The organism is Enterobacter sp. P82 (assembly GCF_037053385.1).
Taxonomy (GTDB): Bacteria; Pseudomonadota; Gammaproteobacteria; order Enterobacterales; family Enterobacteriaceae; genus Enterobacter.
The window spans coordinates 1,633,737-1,647,772 of the sequence record NZ_JBALHX010000001.1; the positions used below are offsets into that span (position 1 = coordinate 1,633,737).

Consider the following 14,036-nt stretch of genomic DNA (forward strand, 5'->3'; position numbering starts at 1 on the left):
CGAATTATGGAATTATCCTCACTGACCGCCGTATCCCCTGTCGATGGACGCTATGGCGATAAAGTCAGCGCGCTGCGCGGGATCTTCAGCGAATATGGTTTGCTGAAGTTCCGTGTTCAGGTTGAAGTACGCTGGCTGCAAAAGCTGGCCGCCCAGGCAGCAATCAAGGAAGTTCCTGCTTTTGACGCCCAGGCAAACGATTACCTTGATAAAATCGTTGCTGACTTCAACGAAGAAGATGCCGCGCGTATCAAAACCATCGAGCGCACCACCAACCATGACGTGAAAGCGGTTGAGTACTTCCTGAAAGAGAAAGTGGCTGCTGTGCCTGCTCTGCATGCCGTATCTGAATTCATTCATTTCGCCTGCACATCAGAAGATATCAACAACCTGTCTCACGCGCTGATGCTCTCTACCGCGCGCAAAGATGTGGTACTGCCTTACTGGCGTAAAATCATCGACGCGGTAAAAGCGCTGTCCGTGGAATACCGCGACATTCCGCTGCTCTCCCGTACCCACGGCCAACCAGCCACCCCATCCACGATGGGTAAAGAGATGGCGAACGTCGCGTATCGTATGGAACGCCAGTATCGTCAGCTGGAACAGGTTGAAATTCTTGGTAAAATCAACGGTGCGGTCGGTAACTATAACGCCCACATCGCTGCATACCCGGAAGTGGACTGGCATCAGTTCAGCGAAGAGTTCGTCACCTCTTTGGGTATTCAGTGGAACCCGTACACTACCCAGATTGAGCCGCATGACTACATCGCCGAACTGTTTGACTGCATCGCGCGCTTCAACACCATCCTGATCGACTTTGATCGTGACGTGTGGGGCTACATCGCGCTGAACCACTTCAAACAGAAAACCATCGCCGGTGAAATTGGTTCTTCTACCATGCCGCACAAAGTGAACCCAATCGACTTCGAAAACTCTGAAGGCAACCTGGGTCTGGCAAATGCCGTGTTGCAACATATGGCAAGCAAACTGCCGGTTTCCCGCTGGCAGCGTGACCTGACAGACTCCACCGTTCTGCGTAACCTGGGCGTGGGTATTGGCTACGCGCTGATCGCTTACCAGTCCACCCTGAAAGGCGTGAGCAAACTGGAAGTGAACCGTGACCGTCTGCTGGACGAACTGGATCACAACTGGGAAGTTCTGGCTGAGCCGATCCAGACCGTGATGCGCCGTTACGGTATCGAAAAACCGTACGAGAAACTGAAAGAGCTAACTCGCGGTAAACGCGTTGACGCTGAAGGCATGAAACAGTTTATCGACAGTCTGGCATTGCCAGAAGAAGAGAAAACCCGCCTGAAAGCGATGACCCCGGCGAATTACATTGGTCGCGCCATCACCATGGTTGATGAACTGAAGTAAAGGCCCTCTACCCTCTTTCCGCCCGGAAAGAGGGTTGCTTTCCCCCGGTTTACTAAATGTTTATCCCCACAACAACATAATCAGCGTTAGACTGCACAACGAAAAATACAATCATCGCCAAAACAACAAGTTATATATTAATCAGCGACTTACAGAAATTGCAATGCGGACATTATCGGACAATATTGGTCATTTTATCGCCCCAAATCATGCCCCCAGTTCAATTTTGCCCCCAAATTTGCCCCCAAAATTGATTCTTTTTCGTGGCATTTTTTCTTTGATTTAGAAGTGCAATTTTTTAACCAGCGTTGACATAAAAATGATTTTTTCCCATACCACCTATTTCGAAAACAGCTTGCCCGTGGCCCGCCACCCTCTTATGCCAGGCGAAGTGATTATGAGCCCAGATTCATACCTGGAACATGTGATCCGCTCAGGCTTTGTGGTGATGCCATGCGATGAGGCTGAAAAATTCATCCTGGGGCAGATTCAGGAAATGATTGCCATAGCTCGTCGAGCACGAAATCGCAGGTCATAAGATTCATGCCGCCGCCCGTTCTTACATGTAACGGTCGGCGGTTTCTTCGGTTTGTAGCCTATAATGCGTCTATCTTTAGCATCGCTTTACTCCAAAAGAATGCATTTTCAAGAGATAAAATTTAACCGCCATTGTAAAATGTGTCGTTAATTCTACGAATAATCCAAAGGAATCATGGATGTACGAACAACTAAAAGAATCCCTGATGGTAGAGGTTCAGAAGGGTGGAAAGTCTTTTTCATGGTCAAAAACTATCAGGCGCGCAATGAAGTGTGTTGATAGACGATTTTACTTCTGGTTCAGAATCTGGTGTTACCTCTATCAAACCAATAAGTATGGCCTACGTGAATACGCCAAGCATCGGATGATCAAACTCAATAGATGCTACTCCACAGATATAAACCCAAAGGCTGTGATCGGTCCAGGGCTAAAGATAGTCCACTTCCCTGGCATTGTGATCAGGGGTAATACTGTCATAGGAAAGAATGCGATCATTCGCCAGGGTGTGACCATTGGCGCGAGAAATGATACTGACGAAGGGTTTAGTCGGATCGGGGACAATGTTGAGATAGGTGCTAATGCTTGTTTAATTGGCGATATTTCAATAGGAGACAATGTTAAAATTGGTGCAATGGCCTTCATCAATAAAAATATACCGGACGATACCGTTGTTTTTTCGAAAAACGATATCGTCCTAAAGACATATACTAAGTAACATAGATTATTCGTTTGATGGTTTCACTGGCCAATCTATGCTATTAAAACTATATTCGTCGATTACAGCAACAAAATCCATTGCTTTAAGCTTCTTGATATAGGCCATCCATTCAGTAAGGCTGGCCCTATCATCTTCAGTTATAGTTCCCAGCTGTAGTTCGATTTTCCAGTTATCTATCTCACCGTAACTTTCTGAAAGCAAAACCTGCCGCTGGTCCTCTGCCTTTGAATTCCAGTCTACTTGTACGTCTTTAAGTACGGGATATCCATATTCATTAGCCGAAATTTCCTTTCCGCTGCCTTGATTTTTGACAAGATAATCATGCCAGTGCTCGGAAACTTCGACAGCATCAGCAGGCCATTCACCACCTAGTTCATAGGATTGTTTCCAAATCTCAGGATAAAACCCGTTTGTCGTTGCGCTGTAGTAAGTTGTCATCGTTTATTTTCCCATAGCGATCCACATAACGGTTTCAGTGCCACCGCCCGCGATTCTTAGATTCCAGCCGGTTGTATTGACGTTATATGGTTGCATAGCTGCTCCTTGTCCTGAGTCATTATTACGTGTTGGGATTACACCGAAACATTTCGATGCAAAAGCAAAGGGGAATGTTACTCGGCCGCTATTCGCCACGCCCGCGGTTTGCCCCATCATCGTAATGACACCTGTTGCGGTGTTTTTCCACCACAACACATTACCGCTAATTCCGGAGGTGTCCGGCAAGGCGTAACTCCCCTTAGGTTGATATCTACCGTCACTCTCTGCTTTGGTGTAAGCCCCTGTTTTAGGCATGTACCCCGCATCAGATTGCGCCTTGGTATAATAGCGGTTGTCAAAATTTGCGTAATTGGTCGGTATTATTTGTCCAGAGAATGAAAAGGTTGTTTTATTCCAATACCCAACCATCGCGCTGTTTGACCATAAATCTACCTGTCCATCGACAGAACTCCGCAAACCAGAATCATTGTCGCCGATATTCAAAATCGCAGAGCCAACCGAACCTAACTGAAGAGGTTTTCCCTGAGCTGGATTGATACCGATTGAACCATCTTCTGCAAGAACTAAACCATTTAATCCCTGATAGTTGTATAACGCAACATTGTTATTGGCACCGCCTCGCCCAACATACCAGGTATTTCCTCCATTATACCCCTTACCAAGTAAATAACTTGCTTGTTGATCTACAAGCGGCTGTATCGTTATAGATGCACCGTTGCCTTTTACAATAATTGATTTCTGGAATGTTCCTCCGTTAGTAGCTGATACTGCATCGCAATCCGTGGCCTCTGGTTTGTTAAGCGATGTGTAATGAATTGCCCAGGGCGTATCAACATCAAGCGCTACATCAGAAAGGGAAAACCTTGAATAGAATATCCCTGAAGTGTTCATGAAAGCCTGGGCGCGACGGGAAAGGCCATATGCTGATTGCCATCCAGCGCCATTGGCTGGCACTTCTTTCAAATCAGCAGCCGCATATGCAAGGAATTGCGATACCTGTCCCATCCGAAATTGAGTTGCTGACCCCAGCCCCTGCCAACCCACCACCGGAACACGATCAGCTGTTGTATCGGTCGTTGATGTAACGATATCTTTCTGCGCCGCAGTTTTAAGCTGCAGATTTGCCCGAGCCAGCGCTTTATCAGCCAGATCTGAAAGGTTGTTCTTTTTCAGGAGTGCATCGGGAATTTTGGATGCGATAATTTTGACGATCGCTTTATAAAGCTGGTCGTGCTGATTTTTGTCCAGTGCCAGGCCTGACTGTTCTATTACTGCACAAATCTCCTCCTGAACGGCATCCCACATGTCGCTGTTCAGGTCAGTGGCACGACGGCCTGTCGACGGGTCACCATTCGTAAAACCATTTTTACCTGGTCCAAATTTATCGGCCTGTGCCGTGGGTGTATCAATTCGATGCATTGTCTGTTCCTTCCGGGTATGCAAAAACAACGACGGTATGCGAGGGCGCGAGTTTTTCTATGACGCACTCTGCAACTGTGTCGCCCCATGTTCTGATTGCGGAATTGCACGCACTGGTGCAGGTCTGCCAGCTGACATTGGCATCAGCCGGAATATTTACGCGCCAGTAGTAGCGCCAGAATTCACCCCACTCCGGATCGGGGGAGCTGTCGAGGTTCTGAAACTGTTCGATTGTGGCCGTGGTGTAGCCCAGGGCGTCCAGCTGGTTTCGGTAAAATTGTTCGTTGATACCGCCAGCCACGTTGGCCTTAGCGTCAAGACGCTGCTGGCGCTGTCGTAGCGACTGCACCCCGTCCGGAGTACAGGAATCAGGCAGGCCGTAGACGGTTTCATAACGGTCTATCAGTTCTGTCGTCTGCGCGGGATCGATTTCCTTCATCAGTGCATCAGCACGCAGATGCACGCGCGTAAGCGACGGGGCCAACCCTTCTATCAGCGGGTTATCACCTTCCCACGCCGGGCCGGGTGGTAACAGCTTATAGAGAAGCTGCTCATATTCATCCTGCAGAGCCATCAGCTACTCACCCCCGTATAGGTCGCCCAGGTGATGGTCCCGACAACGGGTAATTCTGTTGCCCCCAGAGCAACATCAGTTACCGGCGCACGTAACTGATGTGCAACTTCACCCGTTGCCAGGCTTATCGCCTCGCTGATGCGTGACAGGTACACTTTTCCGGATGGCACTCCATCGCGCAGCATCAGGGAATTCAGTTCCGCCGTGACGGCTGCGCGGATTTCTGCGGTATCTTTCGCCAGCGCAATCGTCATCGGAATAACTTTTTCAGTCGCGGCAAAGACCGTCAGTCCGGCTCCGGCGACTGGTGCCAGCGGTAGAATATGATTGCGAACGGCCTGGACAAGGTCATCACCGGGGGCGGGATGTGTCGGGTCACTGGTTGCCACCATCACGCCAACGGTACCAATCCCGCTGTAGTGGCGCAGCGTCCAGGCTCTGGTAATACCGGCGATCTCTTTTGCCCAGATGACATAATCGGAATCAGCACCGCCCTGCGGTATCCAGTAGTAGCGCTCCATGACGCGTGCGCGCCAGGTCTCCAGCTCTTCCACATCATCACCGCCTGTAACAGTGTCAGCGTATCCGGTTGAGGGAATGCCGCTGACTGGCGTACCCAGACGCAACGCAACACCATCATCAGTATTGCCTGCCGCCCCGGCGTTATCGGCCACCAGCGGCACGCGCAAAACGCCACCGGACGCTTTGACGGTCTGGGTGGTAGTAAAGGTCACCTGGTCATCACGCTGCACCTGTGTACCGGCGGGCAACGTGGGCGTACCGCTTATCCCATCCCAGCGCACAAAACCTGTCGCGGCCACAGCATCCTTGCGCGGACATCGTTTGATTCTGCCGTGGCGGTATAACCAGTCCTCATCGCACAAATCAGGTAACATATTGCGCGCCAGATAATCTATGTACCCGTAAAGGGTATGAACTGCAGCGGCCTGCGCCCGCGCGTAAACCTCTGCATCCATCCTGCGCAGCAACACATCCTCCTGGAAGCGCGTCAGCAAATCACTGCGAATGGTGGCAATCAGTTGCGGGAGTTCAGGCCGTGAAAATTGACTGTCAGCCATCGAGTTCACTCCAGATGTCGTCAAAAGTAATGTTGTGAATAGTGCCGTCGCGCTGGTAAATCGTTACCCCGGCAGCCAGCACATCTATTCCCGTTCGTTCTGCGGTAACGTCAACTCGCGCGGCCACACCGTCCTCAGTCATCCACGCCAGTGCCTGCTGAATGTATTCGCGGGCGTCCTGTGGTGTTTTGTTGGTGAGTTTCCGGCGTTTAAGGAGATACAGACGGGAGCCGATCCGGTCGTTCTGTACTGTTGGCCAGGTATCGCCCCACCAGCCATAGGGTTCTGGTGTCCGGTCGTCGCTTTCAGCACGCCGCCACGAAAAAAGAGAGATCACGACAGAACGCGTTAAAAGGTCGAGCGGATCCGTGGACTCCTTCAGAAGCCCGTTAACATAGAGGATCATGATTTAACTCATCGGTTGGTTGGGTTTATCCGTCGTACCGCCGCCGTCACCGTTTTCTTTGTGGGTGTGGCCGTTGTATGTCGCGCGCATTGCAGACATCGTTTTTCCTGCGCCATCGCAGAGATCTTTAATTTGCCCGGTGGACTCGATATCCATTTCGAAACGGGCTTTAGTGGCATTGGTGAAAATAATTGGCTTACCGCCGCCATTAACGACAATCCCGGCGCGCGTAAGGGTGACAGACTGTCCCTGATCGTCATAAACGGCCACCTCACCGCGCGCCAGACCTTTCAGACGGTACCTGCGGTCAGCAACCACCACGGCAACACCGTGCGAGCGATCGCCACCTGGGAACAGCATCACAGCCTCTGCACCGTTCTGCGCAGCGGACGTAAAGCCATACGGTTCAAGGTGCTCAACGTTTTCTTTCTGTTCACCGGCGATCAGCTTCAGCCCTACGGCCTGGCATTTTTTTGCGGTATCGAGCGCGGTGATAACAGCGCGCGTGACAATATTCTGAAGAGAAGATCCAGCCATCAGAATTCTGTGCCTCCCGATGTCTTTTTCTTTTTCGGCGTTGCCGGTTCGGGCAGATACGCATCAGCCGGCCCTACACGAATTTCCGTTGTGGTGCCGTTGTTGTCCTGGCTGTACGTCACCTCGGCGATCACCAGCAACTCGTTATCGAACCCGTTCAGCGGGTCGTAAACAATGACAGAGAGATTTGGCCGCCACAGTTCGCCGTTACCCTGCCGCCAGCCCTGAACGGTGTATGTGGTTTCACGGGTTTTTGCAGCACGTTGTCTGGCCTCAAATTCACACCGCGCTTTGCAGCTGTCGGTCGTCGCCGTGCCGGACTGCTGCACGGTGTGCGGACGGTAGCGCGTCACGCCGGAATCAGTCGTGCTCTGCCGGATAGCGGCGATCGTCGCTTCACCGAAATCATCATCGGTACCAGGGCGCTGGCCGGTAACCTGATAACTGGAAAAACGTTCGCGAACGCTGCGTTCGGTATCGCATGAAAGGATATTTTCCCCCAGGACCAGAGCTGTTGCAGCTTTCTCGCTTCCCGGTTTTCCGAGCACCAGCCTCCCCTGAGCATCATCGTAGGCCAGCGCCTGCACCTGGCCCAGCAGACGATTCAGGCAGTCCACCACCGTTTCACCGTGTTCCGGCTGTGCGTCTATGACTGCAGTAGCAGGCGCACCAGCATCAACCACGTCAACGCCAAACGGTTTAGCCAGCGCACTGGCTATGCGGAAAAGATTTTTTCCGTTGTGCTGTGCTGGCGCAGCTGAGCAATCAATAAGATCTGCCGTTTTGCTACGACCAACTATCCCCATGGTGATGGCCGCGGCATCGTAGCGTAGCGGCAATGCCTCAACCCAGCCGGTAATGACCAGGTCATCCCCGATCATCACTTCAACGAGATCGCCATTTTTAATCTGTGGCACGCCATCATTCCCCGGCCATTGCCGGGTAATCGACACATTAAAATCACGGGCAACGCGATCAATACCTGCGCTAATGCGGGCCGATGTCCAGCCGCCCCACTCGCGGCCGTTTACACGTAAAAAAACGGTATTGTTCATCGCACTGGCACCCTCAGAGGTTTAACAGGAACGAACCCAGGATGACGGACCAGATTTCGCGAAAGAATATCTTTTTCCCGATCTGCATCGTCATACCAGTTAGCCGCCAGCACCAGTGCGGGAAGCACATCAGGAGGGGTTCGCTCTGCAGTGATCTCCACCTGCGCAAGACGAGCAGAAATATCCCGGTTGAGGTCTGTTCTCAGTACCGTGATTTGCTGAAAAATTCTGTCATCGGTAATTCGCAGCTGCTCCTGGTCGATGGCTGCATTCAGCGCGCTGCGGATTTCGGTTAATTCGTCCCAGGTTGGCGGGTCTTCCGGCGCGACGGTGGTACCGGAGCCGTCGAGCGCAGGATGAGAGATATTAATAATGTCATTGCTGGCCGCGCCGCCAGAAATCTTGCCAGCCTGCCCCTGCGGCGCCGCGATGGTTTTGGGCTGCGCCAGCGTGGAAACCGCCTGTGACGCGGTACTGATTGCCGAAGATCTGATGACCGAGGCGATCATATTACTCCTGGCCTTTTGCACCTCAACAGAACCGGAATCTGTCGGCCAGGTTCCCCGTGGTGCCAGCCCCGGATCAAGCGTTACGCCGGACATCGTTTTTATCATCGTCACAAGGTCTGACGTATCGCCCGTCAGCCGATCACCCGCACGCCACGCTTTTTGCAGTTCACGCACAAAATCACTGGCCGCGCTTGGCGGCATAAGGATGACCGACAGATCGCCCTGTAGCAGACGCATCGCCGATGAGACGCCGGAATCAACCATCCGGAATGCGTCTGCAACATCGCCGAGCATCGCGGCTGCGTCCGCCAGCACATCATTCTGGATGAAGTCAGCAATGCCGGAGAGCGAATACGCAGAGAACATGCTTTCAATCGCATCATCAAACAGGCCGCCAGATTGTTTCAGCCGCTGCGCCGTCGCCATACCCGCCACCGGGAATGACAGTTCGCCGCTTTCCACGAACTGGAAAGAGACGCGACACATACGCCCCTCAGCATTGCTGTGCGTGAGTCTCACCTGCCCGTCGATACTTCCCTGCATTTCTCCGTACTGGGGGTGAACAAGCGTACCCGGACCGGCTGTTTCAACAGCACCAATAAGACGATCGCGCTTATCGGCATAATCATCCCCGATTAAGTAGGCGTTGATCGTCATTCTCCGCGTGGCCCGGCCTAAATCCTCCGTAAAGGGTTTATCGCGGTTGGGATACTCGTGCACCTGGACACGGCGGCCAAAGGTACCTTCATCATCCTCCACAGAAAACGGTACGCCACGAAACGACGCCTCACGCAGCCTGTCGCGCCAGTCAGTTGAAGAAAAAAAAGCCATATTGCCCCCAAAAGAAAACCCGCTTTACGCGGGCTTAACGTGGTGTGCGAAACGGGGAATACCCCACATCATGGGTAATGTTCATCAGTGGGTCACCGCTTTTCGGGATCTCCTGCACGCGCATTCCCGGTGGGGCGTTATCGAAAGTCACTTTAAGCTCGCCGCGCTGAGTAACAGGGGAAGTAGCACGCTCAAGATATTTTCCGGACTGAGGCAATACAGGCGGGTAAATACCTCCTGGTTGCATTAAGGCCGGATTGCCCTGCTCTGAACGGAAGACCCGAGGCGCTACGGGTGCTTTTAGCGGCTCTACCGAGATATAGGAATCACCACGCGGCATCTGCCAGCCGGTTTTTTCAAATACAAAATCGTGGAGATCCTTGCCCCACTCATCCATTTTGTCATTCAACCCAAACCCGCTGTTTAGTGCATCCGCTGCGAAGTTTTTAATCAGCCAGGGATGTTCTTTTTCGAACTTCTGAGCCATCAGACCGAGTTCAACCAGCCCACCAATAAGACTGATTTTACCGAGGCTTTTAAGAACCCCGCCTGTTGCACCCGCAGCCGCCGTCCACTGTTTCTGCGTCGCGATGGCCGTTTGAAGATTCGTTACCATTTTGATGCCGATATACACAGCTGAAATCGCGGCAACCGCTTTGATAGCCGTTTCCCAGCCACCAAGTTGCTGCACCACACGATCCAGCTCGTGCCAGACCGCCTTTATCACCGGCCCGACTTCATCCCAGTTCTGGATGATCAACATGGCGCCAGCCGCCAGCGCTGCGATCGCAACTTTGGCCGGGGACAGGTTGATTACCGTATTCAGGACCTTTATTGCTCGGGATAACACACCGATAGAAACACCAACGCCCAGCAGCGCGGCACCAAATTTTGCCGCAGTCTGTACCAGTTCAGGATTCGCGCGAACGAAGGTCCTGAGCTGCTCCAGGTAAGGCATCACCGCTTCTGCAGCTTCGTTGATGGCGGGAAGGAAAGTGTCGCCCAGCGTCACCGAAATCGCATTCACGCTGTTTTTCAGCAGTACCAGCTGGTTTTCAGTTGTGGCCGCGCGGGATGCGTATTCCTTCTGCATCGAGCCGCCATATTCCTGGGCATCAGCCACGCGGTCAAAGTTAGTGCGTAACAGATCCAGGTTGGTCAGAAGCGGGGCAATCGCGCTTAAGGACTCCTTACCAAACAGCGCGTTCATGACGGCAGCCTGTTTAGCTTTTGGAACCTTCGCGAGCGAGTCCAGTACCTTCAGCATCGCCCCGCGCGAATCCTTTTGCATATCCTCAGCGAGTTTCTTCGGATTCAACTTCAGGAAAGCCATAGCCTGTTTCTGGGCTTTGGTTGCCGAATTACCTGCGGTAAGCGACAGCATGAAGTTTTTGATGCCGGTTGAGGCGATTTCCGATTCAACGCCCATCCCGGCGATCGTGGCTCCCATAGCTGCAATTTCGCCCGAAGCCACACCAGCAACGCTGCCCAGCGGACCAATTCGGGTAACGATTTCAGAGATTTTCTTCGCGTTTGCCGGACCGGTATTCCCCAGATAGTTGATCTTGTCAGCAAGAACAACCACATCATCCTGTGTCAGTTTGAACGCCGTTCGCCACTGCGCCATCATCTGGCCTGACTCTTCGGCTGTGGTGTCGAACGCGACGCCCATTTTTACGGCATCGTTAGCGAACTGCATCAAATCACTACGCGCGATCCCCGCCTGGCCGCCTGCCGCCACAATCTCTGCGATCCCCTCCGCCGCCATTGGTAACTGCGTGGACAGCGTCAGGATATCGTCACTCATCTGCGCAAACGCTTTTTTATCATCGAGACCGTCAACTACCTTTCGGATGTCGGCCATTTTTGACTCAAACCCGATCGCAGAATTAATGGGCAGCGCCAGCGCGCCGAGGATGGCAGTTCCTGCGGCTGCCGCCCCCAGCGCAAGACTGCCCATTTCCTTCTGAAATCCCTTAAGCTCGCGCTGCATCCCTTTCATCGGCCCGGTCAACTGGTCAACGGCGGTGATGATTGCCTTTAACTGGAAACTGTCAGCCATGTTTTACTTCCTCGTTGATGCGGACGGCCTCCGCTTCCAGGTCCAGGAAGTCAGATATGGCCGCCCGCCGTAGCTCAAGGGGGTTTAATTTCCAGAACCAGGCGACGTTGTAGAGTCGTCGTCTGAGGTTTGTTCCGTCTCCGACTGGGTAAAAAAACTGAGGATTTGCATACAGGATTTGAAAATATCCAGCTTTGCCATCTGCGCTGCAGACGAGCGGGGGATCCCCGCCAGCACCGGGATATATTTCAGTGCCACGGAACTATCCAGTTTGATCGCGCCGTTACCGGAAACTGTAAACGGGAAGCCTATCGCCTCAATCTCGTCGAATGTCGGCTCGCGCAGCTCCAGCACGTGCAGCTTTTCGTTATGAGCCGTAATCGGCTTTTTAAGGACCAGTTCTTTTGTCATTGGTAAAATCCTTCTTCACCGTGGAATTCCAGATCCACCGTGCCCTCTTCGGGATTATGGTTTGCCTCACCATGCAGCCAGGCGTTTGAAAGGACATAAACCTGCCCGTTCGCCAGTTCAGAGGTAATGGTCATATTTTCGGACGTTGTGATTTTGTCCACCGGGAAGTTTTTCGGCACCTTCGCTGTCACTTTCGTGTAGGGGGCGCGGTGCGTTTCCTTAAAATCTACGGACCCGTCCAGCCCGATAACGTCATCCCGCACACGGGTGTTCATCGGTACTTCGATCCCGCCGGTGATGGACAGCTGCTGCCCGTCGATTTTGAAATAAGTGGTACCCGCAATCTTTGCCATTATGCGGCCTCCTCGTTGTATTGCAGACGGAACTGATTAAGGACAGCGAACACGCGCAGCTGGTTGACGTAATCCGGCGGGAACAGAACATCCAGGCGGTTTGGATCATTCGCGTTACGCTCAACAATCAGGTATTTCTGGAAGAGATCGAAGTTTTCAACGATACCCTCACGCTCCAGTTGACGGTAAATCGCCCCCAGTTCCCCCCGAATGACCGATGGCGTAACAATCGCCTGGCCCGGGCCGAAGCGGGTGCCGTCATTCGCCAGCTTGTGACGACCGTATTTGCTGGTGATCACCGACTTCAGGCGTCGCAGAACGTAGGCACTGGTATGCAGCGTTTCGCTGTCCAGGTAGCTGTTATCTGTCACACCGTAGGCGTTTTTCCTGTAGGTAGTGATGTCGCGCTGAATACGCAAAATGCCAGATTCTGTGTACGCCGTCGCAATGCCGTGCGTCAGTAATGACTGCTGCTCCGTGATGGTGAAGCGTTTTCCGGTCGGCGCAGGGAGAGCGCCGGTCAGTTCACCGGTCTGCGTCGGTCGCGCCGGATCGTTACGTAAGAATACGGCCTGACGTGCCAGACGATACGCCACCAGCTCATCAACTGCGGTTTGTACCTCCGGTTCATACCCCGCGATGGTGATGTGTTGATAATTAAACGTATCGCCATAGGCCACCAGTTCTGACAGTGAACCGGTTCGGGCCGTATACACGTGGCCGTAAAGCTGGCGAATATAGCTCCAGCGCCCGGAACTGTCGTTCATCTCCGTCGCCATCAGCTGCAGCGATGCGCTGTCGCTGAACGGCAGACCGATATAATCGAACGGCTCATCCCCCATCGCGGCGATCGTTCCGGTTAAATCCGGGTCGCCCGCCCCGCCACTCATTTTGCCGATCTGAATGCTTAACCCGGCTGGAACCTCTTCACCGCTGGCCGTACCGTAATAATTGATGGTTAACGGGATATTGTTTCCGCTGACACCACCATTTACAGCCGTAAGCTCAAGCGTGCCCTGGTCAGGGCCGGCAGACGTCACTTTGTACTGTGCCGTCACCGGCAAATCAGGGTTGGCATTAATCGCAGCCAGTAAAGCCTGTGCGGTATCCGCTCCCGTGTCGTTTGCCGCGGCGGTTACCTGTACGCGGGTCGTACCGATATACAGATTTACCGAACCGGCGTCTGTCGCGGTGCCGGAGAAAGTGATCGTACCGGTTGCCGCCTGCCCGTTGTCAGGTACTGCGATAACCCACACCTCACCGAACGGATCGACACGTCGGTAAGCTTCCACCATACGCGCCAGCTGGCTACCGCGCCCTGCCATTTTTTTTGCCAGGTCTTTGGACGGCATGATGACCAGTTGATTAACGGGCATGTCAGAGTCTGACAATGCCATGCCAATCAGCAGGGAAGCTGCGCTGTCCTGTGCGGTATTTGCTGCGCTGTTATCCATTTCGGCATAAAACAGCGGTACCCGGTTATCTGCCGGGATGTAATTAAAGCTTACGGTCATCTTTAACCCCTTTTTGTTGAACTACTTCGATTTCGCCTGCGGCTTTTCGGCGGAACCAGTACGCAGACGCTTCGACATTTCGCCCTTTTACGGGCAATACATCTCCTCGGGCCGGATCCGGAACAGATCGCCCTTTTACGGGTTTCACAAACATG

Annotated in this window: 15 protein-coding genes; 2 read left to right on the forward strand and 13 right to left on the reverse strand. The window is 52.9% G+C overall.

Annotated features, from left to right (window positions below):
• Positions 1–6: 6 nt before the first annotated feature.
• Together purB and WB237_RS07690 are read left to right on the forward strand one after the other, a co-directional pair.
• On the forward strand, positions 7–1,377 hold the full coding sequence (purB, locus tag WB237_RS07685; protein WP_028019014.1) for an adenylosuccinate lyase: 1,371 nt from the start codon (positions 7–9) through the stop codon (positions 1,375–1,377).
• Between the two features lie 716 nt (positions 1,378–2,093).
• Complete coding sequence (locus WB237_RS07690; protein ID WP_336212020.1) at positions 2,094–2,630, forward strand: serine acetyltransferase; 537 nt, start codon at positions 2,094–2,096, stop codon at positions 2,628–2,630.
• A 6-nt stretch (positions 2,631–2,636) separates the two neighbouring features.
• On the opposite strand, the gene WB237_RS07695 is transcribed toward WB237_RS07690, so the two are convergent.
• From WB237_RS07695 to WB237_RS07755, 13 genes are all read right to left on the reverse strand, one after another.
• On the reverse strand, positions 2,637–3,071 hold the full coding sequence (locus WB237_RS07695) for a tail fiber assembly protein (protein WP_336212022.1): 435 nt from the start codon (positions 3,069–3,071) through the stop codon (positions 2,637–2,639).
• Positions 3,072–3,074: 3 nt separating this feature from the next.
• Positions 3,075–4,550, reverse strand: a complete 1,476-nt coding sequence (locus tag WB237_RS07700) for a gp53-like domain-containing protein (RefSeq protein ID WP_336212025.1) — start codon at positions 4,548–4,550, stop codon at positions 3,075–3,077.
• Positions 4,537–5,124: a YmfQ family protein gene (locus tag WB237_RS07705; protein WP_336212027.1), complete on the reverse strand. Its 588-nt coding sequence runs from the start codon at positions 5,122–5,124 to the stop codon at positions 4,537–4,539. Before WB237_RS07705 ends, WB237_RS07700 begins: the two co-directional genes overlap by 14 nt.
• Entirely contained in the window at positions 5,124–6,203 is a 1,080-nt protein-coding gene (locus WB237_RS07710) for a baseplate J/gp47 family protein (RefSeq protein ID WP_336212029.1), read from the reverse strand. The genes WB237_RS07705 and WB237_RS07710 overlap by 1 nt, the downstream gene beginning before the upstream one ends.
• Positions 6,196–6,609 carry a phage GP46 family protein gene (locus WB237_RS07715; RefSeq protein WP_336212031.1) on the reverse strand — a complete coding sequence of 138 codons (414 nt, stop codon included), beginning with the start codon at positions 6,607–6,609 and terminating at the stop codon, positions 6,196–6,198. Before WB237_RS07715 ends, WB237_RS07710 begins: the two co-directional genes overlap by 8 nt.
• A 3-nt stretch (positions 6,610–6,612) precedes the next feature.
• The gene (locus tag WB237_RS07720) at positions 6,613–7,146 is read right to left on the reverse strand and encodes a phage baseplate assembly protein V (protein ID WP_336212033.1); all 534 of its coding nucleotides are present in this window, start codon (positions 7,144–7,146) and stop codon (positions 6,613–6,615) included.
• Positions 7,146–8,201 (reverse strand): phage baseplate assembly protein, encoded by a 1,056-nt coding sequence (locus WB237_RS07725; protein WP_336212035.1) that lies wholly within the window; start codon positions 8,199–8,201, stop codon positions 7,146–7,148. Before WB237_RS07725 ends, WB237_RS07720 begins: the two co-directional genes overlap by 1 nt.
• Positions 8,198–9,541, reverse strand: a complete 1,344-nt coding sequence (locus WB237_RS07730) for a DNA circularization protein (protein WP_336212037.1) — start codon at positions 9,539–9,541, stop codon at positions 8,198–8,200. Before WB237_RS07730 ends, WB237_RS07725 begins: the two co-directional genes overlap by 4 nt.
• Positions 9,542–9,575: 34 nt before the next feature.
• Complete coding sequence (locus WB237_RS07735) at positions 9,576–11,603, reverse strand: phage tail tape measure protein (RefSeq protein WP_336212039.1); 2,028 nt, start codon at positions 11,601–11,603, stop codon at positions 9,576–9,578.
• Between the two features lie 84 nt (positions 11,604–11,687).
• Entirely contained in the window at positions 11,688–12,014 is a 327-nt protein-coding gene (locus WB237_RS07740) for a phage tail assembly protein (protein ID WP_336212041.1), read from the reverse strand.
• A complete protein-coding gene (locus WB237_RS07745; protein WP_336212043.1) occupies positions 12,011–12,367 on the reverse strand; it encodes a phage tail tube protein in 357 nt (118 codons plus the stop codon). The genes WB237_RS07740 and WB237_RS07745 overlap by 4 nt, the downstream gene beginning before the upstream one ends.
• Positions 12,367–13,881, reverse strand: coding sequence for a phage tail sheath subtilisin-like domain-containing protein (locus WB237_RS07750; RefSeq protein ID WP_336212045.1), 1,515 nt, complete (start codon positions 13,879–13,881; stop codon positions 12,367–12,369). The genes WB237_RS07745 and WB237_RS07750 overlap by 1 nt, the downstream gene beginning before the upstream one ends.
• Positions 13,865–14,035 carry a DUF2635 domain-containing protein gene (locus tag WB237_RS07755; RefSeq protein WP_336212048.1) on the reverse strand — a complete coding sequence of 57 codons (171 nt, stop codon included), beginning with the start codon at positions 14,033–14,035 and terminating at the stop codon, positions 13,865–13,867. The genes WB237_RS07750 and WB237_RS07755 overlap by 17 nt, the downstream gene beginning before the upstream one ends.
• Between the last annotated feature and the right edge of the window lies 1 nt (position 14,036).

Excerpts from the sequence above, each read along its gene's own strand:
- purB (WP_028019014.1), top strand. The coding sequence starts at position 7 with ATGGAATTATCCTCACTGACCGCCGTATCCCCTGTCGATGGACGCTAT.
- WB237_RS07690 (WP_336212020.1), top strand. The coding sequence starts at position 2,094 with ATGTACGAACAACTAAAAGAATCCCTGATGGTAGAGGTTCAGAAGGGT.
- WB237_RS07695 (WP_336212022.1), bottom strand. The coding sequence starts at position 3,071 with ATGACAACTTACTACAGCGCAACGACAAACGGGTTTTATCCTGAGATT.
- WB237_RS07700 (WP_336212025.1), bottom strand. The coding sequence starts at position 4,550 with ATGCATCGAATTGATACACCCACGGCACAGGCCGATAAATTTGGACCA.
- WB237_RS07705 (WP_336212027.1), bottom strand. The coding sequence starts at position 5,124 with ATGGCTCTGCAGGATGAATATGAGCAGCTTCTCTATAAGCTGTTACCA.
- WB237_RS07710 (WP_336212029.1), bottom strand. The coding sequence starts at position 6,203 with ATGGCTGACAGTCAATTTTCACGGCCTGAACTCCCGCAACTGATTGCC.
- WB237_RS07715 (WP_336212031.1), bottom strand. The coding sequence starts at position 6,609 with ATGATCCTCTATGTTAACGGGCTTCTGAAGGAGTCCACGGATCCGCTC.
- WB237_RS07720 (WP_336212033.1), bottom strand. The coding sequence starts at position 7,146 with ATGGCTGGATCTTCTCTTCAGAATATTGTCACGCGCGCTGTTATCACC.
- WB237_RS07725 (WP_336212035.1), bottom strand. The coding sequence starts at position 8,201 with ATGAACAATACCGTTTTTTTACGTGTAAACGGCCGCGAGTGGGGCGGC.
- WB237_RS07730 (WP_336212037.1), bottom strand. The coding sequence starts at position 9,541 with ATGGCTTTTTTTTCTTCAACTGACTGGCGCGACAGGCTGCGTGAGGCG.
- WB237_RS07735 (WP_336212039.1), bottom strand. The coding sequence starts at position 11,603 with ATGGCTGACAGTTTCCAGTTAAAGGCAATCATCACCGCCGTTGACCAG.
- WB237_RS07740 (WP_336212041.1), bottom strand. The coding sequence starts at position 12,014 with ATGACAAAAGAACTGGTCCTTAAAAAGCCGATTACGGCTCATAACGAA.
- WB237_RS07745 (WP_336212043.1), bottom strand. The coding sequence starts at position 12,367 with ATGGCAAAGATTGCGGGTACCACTTATTTCAAAATCGACGGGCAGCAG.
- WB237_RS07750 (WP_336212045.1), bottom strand. The coding sequence starts at position 13,881 with ATGACCGTAAGCTTTAATTACATCCCGGCAGATAACCGGGTACCGCTG.
- WB237_RS07755 (WP_336212048.1), bottom strand. The coding sequence starts at position 14,035 with ATGTTTGTGAAACCCGTAAAAGGGCGATCTGTTCCGGATCCGGCCCGA.